The organism is Pontibacter brevis (genome assembly GCF_054779655.1).
In genome coordinates, this window is the sequence record NZ_BAAGXV010000050.1 from 1 (window position 1) to 7501 (window position 7501).

General features: G+C 49.0%; 6 protein-coding genes. 4 read left to right on the forward strand and 2 right to left on the reverse strand.

Going from position 1 to position 7501, the window contains the following annotated elements; all coding sequences use genetic code 11:
• Positions 1 to 172: 172 nt before the first annotated feature.
• Both ACYVB1_RS13110 and ACYVB1_RS13115 read right to left on the reverse strand, forming a co-directional pair.
• On the reverse strand, positions 173 to 646 hold the full coding sequence (locus ACYVB1_RS13110) for a hypothetical protein (RefSeq protein WP_460924214.1): 474 nt from the start codon (positions 644 to 646) through the stop codon (positions 173 to 175).
• Between the two features lie 126 nt (positions 647 to 772).
• Positions 773 to 3268, reverse strand: a complete 2496-nt coding sequence (locus tag ACYVB1_RS13115; RefSeq protein ID WP_460924216.1) for a zinc-dependent metalloprotease — start codon at positions 3266 to 3268, stop codon at positions 773 to 775.
• Positions 3269 to 3499: 231 nt separating this feature from the next.
• Here ACYVB1_RS13115 and ACYVB1_RS13120 point away from each other — a divergent pair, with 231 nt between their 5' ends.
• The 4 genes from ACYVB1_RS13120 (at position 3500) to rluF (ending at position 7250) form a co-directional block, all read left to right on the forward strand.
• On the forward strand, positions 3500 to 5122 hold the full coding sequence (locus tag ACYVB1_RS13120) for an amidase family protein (protein WP_460924218.1): 1623 nt from the start codon (positions 3500 to 3502) through the stop codon (positions 5120 to 5122).
• A 158-nt stretch (positions 5123 to 5280) separates the two neighbouring features.
• On the forward strand, positions 5281 to 5574 hold the full coding sequence (locus tag ACYVB1_RS13125; RefSeq protein WP_460924220.1) for a DUF1330 domain-containing protein: 294 nt from the start codon (positions 5281 to 5283) through the stop codon (positions 5572 to 5574).
• Between the two features lie 222 nt (positions 5575 to 5796).
• On the forward strand, positions 5797 to 6018 hold the full coding sequence (locus ACYVB1_RS13130; RefSeq protein ID WP_460924222.1) for a VF530 family protein: 222 nt from the start codon (positions 5797 to 5799) through the stop codon (positions 6016 to 6018).
• Between the two features lie 230 nt (positions 6019 to 6248).
• Positions 6249 to 7250 (forward strand): 23S rRNA pseudouridine(2604) synthase RluF, encoded by a 1002-nt coding sequence (rluF, locus tag ACYVB1_RS13135; RefSeq protein WP_460924224.1) that lies wholly within the window; start codon positions 6249 to 6251, stop codon positions 7248 to 7250.
• Positions 7251 to 7501 lie beyond the last annotated feature (251 nt).

A 7501-nucleotide genomic window follows, 5' to 3' on the forward strand; every position in this document is an offset into this window, starting at 1 on the left:
TCTGGCACAAGGTCTTTTACCCTTTCCCATTGCTCGTTTGTCAACTCCATGAGAAACCAACATATTAACTCAAGCTGGGATTCCCATTTTTGAGATAGCCTCTAGACAACTGGACATCATCCAAAAAGAACATGATGCAACAACAGCAGTACAATGCAGCGGAAATTGCGGATTATGTACAGCTCAGAAAATTATTCCTCAGCACTCTTACTTCGTCCACAAATCTAATTAACTCCTCAGCTGCAGGTTCCTTCAAAACTGCACTATAAGTGTGAAGTAGACTCTCTGCATTTAATGTGTAAAGACTATTAAAATCCTTATCATGATGCTTATATAAAGTGGGCCACTCTGTCCTCTTATTCTCTAGAAGTAGAAGAGGAGAAACTTGTGCAATAGCCCCCTTCATAAATAGCTCATGACTTTGCTGTATCAATATTATTGTAGTTCTTAATACAGACTGTTTATGTAGCCAAAATGAGAAGTAATTTTCATTGAATTCATTTTCTGCAAAATCAGGAATGTCTAAACTATTAGAACTAAAAACATCTATTTCTTCATCTGTCTTATAGATTAGCTGAAATGCTTGGATTAAGCACTCTTTGGCAGCCTTCTCAAAATCACTTCCTGTAGGAATATTTGTAATCATTATGTCCCATGTTTAGATTCTAATATATGATTTCGTGATTATAGATAAAAGATTCAACTCTAATTAAAAATGAAAAGCCCCTCCAACCGGAAGGGCTTTCATTTATTAAATGCGAGTAATGCAGGATTACGCTTTCTTCGGGTTCAGAATATTCTCAATCCGCACAATGGCATCATCTACATGGTACCGGCTGAGGTCGTTGTTGTAGCGGCTCTGGGCGCTTCTGAGTTGGCGCTGCAGCTTTACTAACTCCCCCCTTACAATAGAACGGATATCAGACTGGCTGATTTCAACTGGTGTTCCGTAGTTACGGTTGCTGCGGGCCGGCTCCTCGTTCAGCAGGTAGTTCATGCGGTCGAGGTAAGCCTTTTGCAGGTTTCGACGGTGAATATCTATTTTTGCCCCGCTGTATACTTCGCTCCAGATGCCACGCTGCAGCTGCCGCACCATATCAAGGGCATTATAACCTACGTTGTTCACGTCATTTTCCATCAGGCGGGCCATTCTGTCTGCCGAGAGCAGGTTGTTCAGGTGGCGCTCCTGCAGGTTGCGGATGCTCTCCACATAGCTGGCGTGGTGAATGTTGCGGCTGATGTTGGCCTGGTGCAGCCACTCCGGCGAAGAAAAGGCATTCTTCAGGAGCCAGTCCATTGACTCTGCCTGTGTTTTGGCAGCTACAGGCGTATAAATATAACCTGTCTGTTCCGGCTTCAGGCGGTTTTCGTGCACCCCACCCACGTTGGTGACCACATGCCCAATGTAGCGGCTCCAAACGCCTATCAGTTCACCGTAAAGTTCTTCCAGGTCATCGTAATCATTGGTTTGAGCTGCGGTCCACTCATACAGCTTTGGTGCCACCCGCTTCAGGTTTTTCAGGCCGTAGGTGCTGGACGCCACTATGTTGGCGCCAATACCCTCTGTCTGGCTTTCGGGGTCGTAACCGCCGCTTCCGCTACCGAACTGGTAAACCGGGTCGCCTGTTCGTTCTGTTATCCATTTAGATAATGTCGGCACCTCCTCCTCTGCGCTATTGGCATCAGGCAGGTAACGGTAACCCCAGTTAATAGCATAATGGTCGTAAGGGCCTAGCTGGCGAATGAACCGGATGTTCTGGTCACCGGGCTGGGCAATATAGTTGTAGCGGGCATAATCCATGATGGTGGCGGCAATGCCATACTTCTGGGTAAATGCTCCTGAACGCAGTGAGTCTGTTGGATAGGCAGCACTGGCTTTCATGTTATGCGGCAAGCCGAGCGCATGGCCTACTTCATGCGTAATCACCTCCAGCATCATTTCACCGAGGTCTTCTATAGGTGTATCAAGCGTGCGGGCATTCGGGTTGGCTGCGCCAGTCTCCAGCAAGTACCTGTTTCTGTAAGAGCGCAGGTGGTTATGGTACCAGATGATATCGCTTTCTATTATCTCGCCGGAGCGCGGATCTGACACACTCGGCCCAACGGCGTTGCGGGTAGTGCTGGCTACGTAGCGTATCACAGAATAACGCACGTCTTCCGGGCTGAAATCAGGGTCTTCTTCCGGCGAAGGCGGGTCTTTGGCAATAATGGCATTCTTGAACCCGGCTGTTTCAAAAGCCTTTTGCCACTGTTCCACACCTGCTTTAATATAAGGGCGCAGTTTGGCAGGAGTGGCAGGGTCCAGGTAATAGACGATAGGCTTCACCGGCTCCACCAGTTCGCCCCGCTTATATGCTTCAACGTCTTTGGGCTCCAGCCTCCAGCGGCGGATGTACGACTTTTCATCGGCTTTCAGGGCTTCTGAGCCATAGTCAATCTGCCGGATGGTAAAGTAGCCGACGCGGTAATCGTTCAGGCGGGGCTGCATTGGTTCTTTCGGCAACAGCACCATTGACTGGTTCATCATCAGGCTGATAGAGCCTGTGGCTGCGTTAGATGGCGGCTCCGCGGCATCATAGGTAAAATCCTGCTTCACCTCAATGTTCAGCGGGAAGCTTTTCACACTGTGAATAAAGCTGCGGCTCTCATCCAGTTTACTCACCTTGTAATTTTTCCGCATATCGGCGGTAAGCCCACTGATGACTTTGATATCACTGGAAAAGAACTTGGTGACATCAATGACATAACCTGCTGAGTCTTTGGACAGCGCGGCAATGTCGAAGGCGTAAATGGTGGGCTGGTAGTTGTTGGCCTGCACCGAAAGGCTGATGGGCAGGGTATCGGCAGCCACCGCGCTGTAAGACTTTGTCTTCAGCACGATTTTATCGTTAAACTTCTGCCATACCACCATCTGCTCATTCACAGAAGAGCCCGCATTCACGTAGCCGCCACCCAACCCGGAAGGAAGACTGGCAAAACGGCTTATCCAGAGAAAGTCGCGCTGCAGGAGCGAATCGGGTATTTCGTAGTAGTACTTGTCCCCAACCTTATGGACGGTAAAGAGTCCCTTATCAGAAACAGCGTCTCTGGTAATGACTTCGTTGTAGTTTTTGATACCGCTTTTTGCAGCTGGTCTGGCTCTCTCCGTATTTTCTGTTTTGGCAGTGGCCGTTGGCTGTTGTGCGGCTGCTCCTTTTGTACTGGAACAGGATGTCTGGGTGATAGCCACAAGCAAAGCAAAGCCTATGGCCTGGTAAAACTTTGGCATTCGTTACTCAATTATCATTCTTTATAAACAAAAGCTGGAAGGCATTACTGCTCCGTGGCAGGTCAGCACTTAAAGTTAAGCTTAATTTGAGAAAGTATTCCTATGTTACAACATAAGGCGCCTCCGGAGTTTATCTCCTGTTAACATTCCCATAACTTTTTTTCAGGTCAACACCTTTCCAGATAGCCATAATACCTGTAGCTTTACTTCTGACAATTAAATTAAAAGCCCATGCGCTTCAAGTTTTCTTCAGTTTTATATTGTTTGCTTTGCCTCTTTATTATTAACAGTTGTACCCCCCCGGCGGAAATAGGCACCACTGCAAAGAGCAGCACAGCAAAAAAGACATTCAACGTACAGGAGGCAACCATTGCAGACATACACCAGGCATTTCAGGAAGGCACCTGCAGTTGTGAACAGCTGGTAACTACCTACCTGAACCGCATTAAATCTTTTGACCAGCCTACCAAGCTCAATGCCATTGTGGTAACCAACCCCGAGGCACTGGCACGGGCGCGGGAACTGGACCAGGAGTTTGCCCGGACAAAGCAACTCCGGAAAATGCATTGCATTCCGATTATCGTTAAAGACAACTACAATACGGCAGGCCTGCAGACCACTGCTGGTTCACTGGCGCTGAAAGGCTTTGCTCCTTCCGAAGATGCATACCAGGTTAAGGTCTTGAAAGACGCCGGTGCGATTGTGCTGGCCAAGTCCAACATGGCGGAGTGGGCTTTCAGCCCGATGGTTTCCATTAGCTCTATTGCCGGCGAAACGCTGAACCCCTACAACCTGAACCACGTTCCGGCTGGCTCCAGCGGGGGCACAGCAGCAGCTGTGGCGGCTAACATGGGCACTGTAGGCCTTGGTACCGACACTGGTAACTCTATCAGAGGCCCATCCTCTCATAATGCCCTCGTAGGCTTCCGCTCCACCTTAGGCTTAACCAGCCGGCACGGCATTGCGCCCCTGTACCTGCGCAACGATGTTGGCGGGCCCATGGCACGCACTGTGGCGGATGCCACCAGGGTGCTTGAAGTAATTGCCGGCTATGACCCGGCTGACCCACTCACCAGGTACAGCGAGGGAAAAGTGCCGGAGAATTACCGTCAGTTCCTAGACAAGGATGGGTTGAAAGGTGCCCGCATCGGGGTGTTCAGAACCCTGAGCGAAAAGGACCCTGACCCGCAGGTGAAGGCGCTTTTTGAACAGGCCATAGCGGACCTGCGAAAACTCGGGGCCATTGTGGTGGACTCTGTAGAAGTGGAAAATTTTACCAGCCTGAGCAAAAACCAGTGGTGCTCTGTGTTCAGGCAGGACATAAACCAGTATCTTTTTTCTTTAGGTGAGGGCGTGCCGGTGAGCAGCCTGGAAGATGTGATAACTTCAGGCAAGTTTTCTCCTTACATAAAAGAAAACCTGAAGTACGAATTTGAGCAGGCAGAGCATGTAGATGAAGCAACACATGCCTGTGGTGATGCCTACACAGATCCGAGAAGAATTGCCTTCCGGAACGCAGTGGTAGCGGCTATGGATAAAAACCAGGTGGAGGCCCTAATTTACCCTACCTGGAACAACCCGCCTGCCAGAGTAGGTGACTTTAAAGGCTACAAAGGAGACAACAGCCAGATTATTGCCCCGCATACCGGGCAACCTGCCTTTACCGTACCGATGGGGTACACCTATGAGAACCTGCCAGCCGGCCTGCAATTCCTGGGCAGAATGTATGACGAGCCAAGCCTTATCCGGCTTACTTACGCCTACGAACAAGGCACGAAGCACAGAAAGCCACCCTTCCTTTTCTATGGAGACACGCCGGAAAGTGCGAAAAATAAGAAAGTAAAAATCAAATAAGCTATGACAATTGCGGAGTGGTAGCTTAAAAAGCTGGGCAGCTGTTTATCGGCCCCTCACATCAACATATCACTTCAAAGTGAATAAATAAGCAAGTATCTTAAAGAAGCTGTAGCAAGGGCTAAGCTCTTTTTCAACAATAAATAATAAAGAACACTATGGCAGCATATGTATTAGTAGAAATTGAGGTAACAGACCCGGCTACTTATGAAGAGTATAAAAAATTAACCCCCGCTTCCCTGGCCGCCTACGATGGCAAGTTTATTGTGCGCGGTGGCCAGTACGAAACACTGGAAGGCGACTGGAAGCCAAACCGCATCGTAATGCTGGAGTTCCCATCAGTAGAGCGGGCAAAGGAATGGTGGAACTCCCCTGAGTATACCAAAGCAAAGGCTATCCGCCAGAGAGCAGCCAACACAAAGATGCTGGTGCTGGAAGGTTTCGAGAGCTAAACACCAACAAGCAGAGCGGCACAGCTGTTTCCTCCCAAAGCTCAAAAGCATTTTGAAAGCGCGTTCCTGTGAAATCTGGTGAATTTATCTACCGGGTTAATCGGGAGCGCGCTTTTCAACTCTCCCCCTCCTATGCTGAACCTCCACACCTGTTTTGCGCTATAATTAACAGAAGCTACAGTGTTTCCTATGCTGTATTTAATTAATTTTGCGCACAATACGATGGAAGAACAGAAAAACAACCCTTTGCACGGCCGGACACTGGAGATGATCTTGGTGCAGTTAGTGGATTACTATGGATGGGAAGAGCTGGGGTATAAAATTAACATCAACAGCTTCAACAACAACCCCAGCATCAAGTCCAGCTTAAAATTTCTCCGCAAAACGCCCTGGGCACGCCAGAAGGTAGAAGACCTCTACATCAGAATGATAAGCAGGAAATAGCCTGCCTGTGCGAAGCCTGCTTTTCCGGCAGGCACAACCTTTACCCGTGCTGATAACCAGCAATCACGCAGCCCCTGAGCTACAGGCGCATGTATCCCTGACAATAGTACAGCAGGAATATTATTGAACCCGGAGAGATGGCCCCGCCTTATACTGCCGCTGCTCTCTTGAATTCCGTAAACATAACAATACGTTCTTCCAGTTAAGCATATTCCATTTAAGAAATACCCATGTCCGAAGATACCACCACACGGTTAAACAAATTCATAAGCGAATCTGGCTTTTGCTCCAGAAGAGAGGCCGACAGGTACATTGATGAAAAGCGCGTCACCATCAACGGCAAAACTGCCCGGATGGGAGCTACTGTGAAAGCCGGCGATAAAGTAGCCGTAGACGGTGAAACCATCAAGTCCAAAAAACCGACTGACAAGCCTATCTACATCGCTTTCAACAAGCCTGCTGGTGTAACCACCACCACTGACACGAAAGACAAAAACAACATCATTGATTTTATAGGCTTCCCGAAGCGCATCTTCCCGATTGGGCGTCTGGACAATCCCACAGAAGGACTTATCCTGCTGACCAACAACGGCGACATCATCAACAAAATACTGCGGGCAGGAAACAAGCACGACAAAGAATACATTGTAACGGTAGACAAGCCTCTGACACCGGAGTTCGTGTCAAAAATGAGCAGTGGCGTGCGCATTCTCGACACTGTGACACAGCCCTGCCTTGTACAACAGCAGGGCAAAAACGTCTTCCGGATTGTCCTGACACAGGGCCTGAACCGCCAGATTCGAAGGATGTGCGAGGCGCTGGATTACAAGGTAGTCAAGCTGAAACGTATCCGGGTGATGAACATAAAACTGGGCAACCAGCCTGTGGGCAACTGGCGCTACCTCACCCAGGAAGAAACCGACACGCTGCACCAGCTCGTGTCTGAATCTGTGAACACAGAAGATGCCTCTTATTTTGATTTCGAAGAAGCCCCTGAAACTCCAAAACGGGCTTCGGGCAGACCAAATGCTGCCTCCTCCGGCAAGCCGAAGGGTGCGCCAGCCAAACCCAAAGACGTGTTTATCAATCCAAAATCCGCTTCACTCCGAAAGAAAGGGGCAGCCGGCAAAACAAGTCGCGGCACCGGAAAGTCAAATGAAGCCAAGGGTAGAGGCAGAGGCGCCTCAGGCACGCCAGGAACAGCTGGCAGGTCAAAAGGCCGAAACAGATAAGCCCGTCGCTCTCCCGTACCATACCATGGTTGAAAAGCCCCTGCCACTTGTTAGTGACAGGGGCTTTTTTTCTAGTGAACGTAAAGGAAGCCTCAAAACTTCCCACGTATAAAACCTGCTTTGCATGCGGAAACATGCAGTATCTGACACTAGAGGCTATCTCAAAAATGGGAATCCCAGCTTGAGTTAATATGTTGGTTTCTCATGGAGTTGACAAACGAGCAATGGGAAAGGGTAAAAGACCTTGTGCC

What these genes read in the sequence shown, in the direction of transcription:
- ACYVB1_RS13110 (WP_460924214.1), bottom strand. Translation starts at nt 646, where the DNA reads ATGATTACAAATATTCCTACAGGAAGTGATTTTGAGAAGGCTGCCAAA.
- ACYVB1_RS13120 (WP_460924218.1), top strand. Translation starts at nt 3,500, where the DNA reads ATGCGCTTCAAGTTTTCTTCAGTTTTATATTGTTTGCTTTGCCTCTTT.
- rluF (WP_460924224.1), top strand. Translation starts at nt 6,249, where the DNA reads ATGTCCGAAGATACCACCACACGGTTAAACAAATTCATAAGCGAATCT.
- ACYVB1_RS13115 (WP_460924216.1), bottom strand. Translation starts at nt 3,268, where the DNA reads ATGCCAAAGTTTTACCAGGCCATAGGCTTTGCTTTGCTTGTGGCTATC.
- ACYVB1_RS13125 (WP_460924220.1), top strand. Translation starts at nt 5,281, where the DNA reads ATGGCAGCATATGTATTAGTAGAAATTGAGGTAACAGACCCGGCTACT.
- ACYVB1_RS13130 (WP_460924222.1), top strand. Translation starts at nt 5,797, where the DNA reads ATGGAAGAACAGAAAAACAACCCTTTGCACGGCCGGACACTGGAGATG.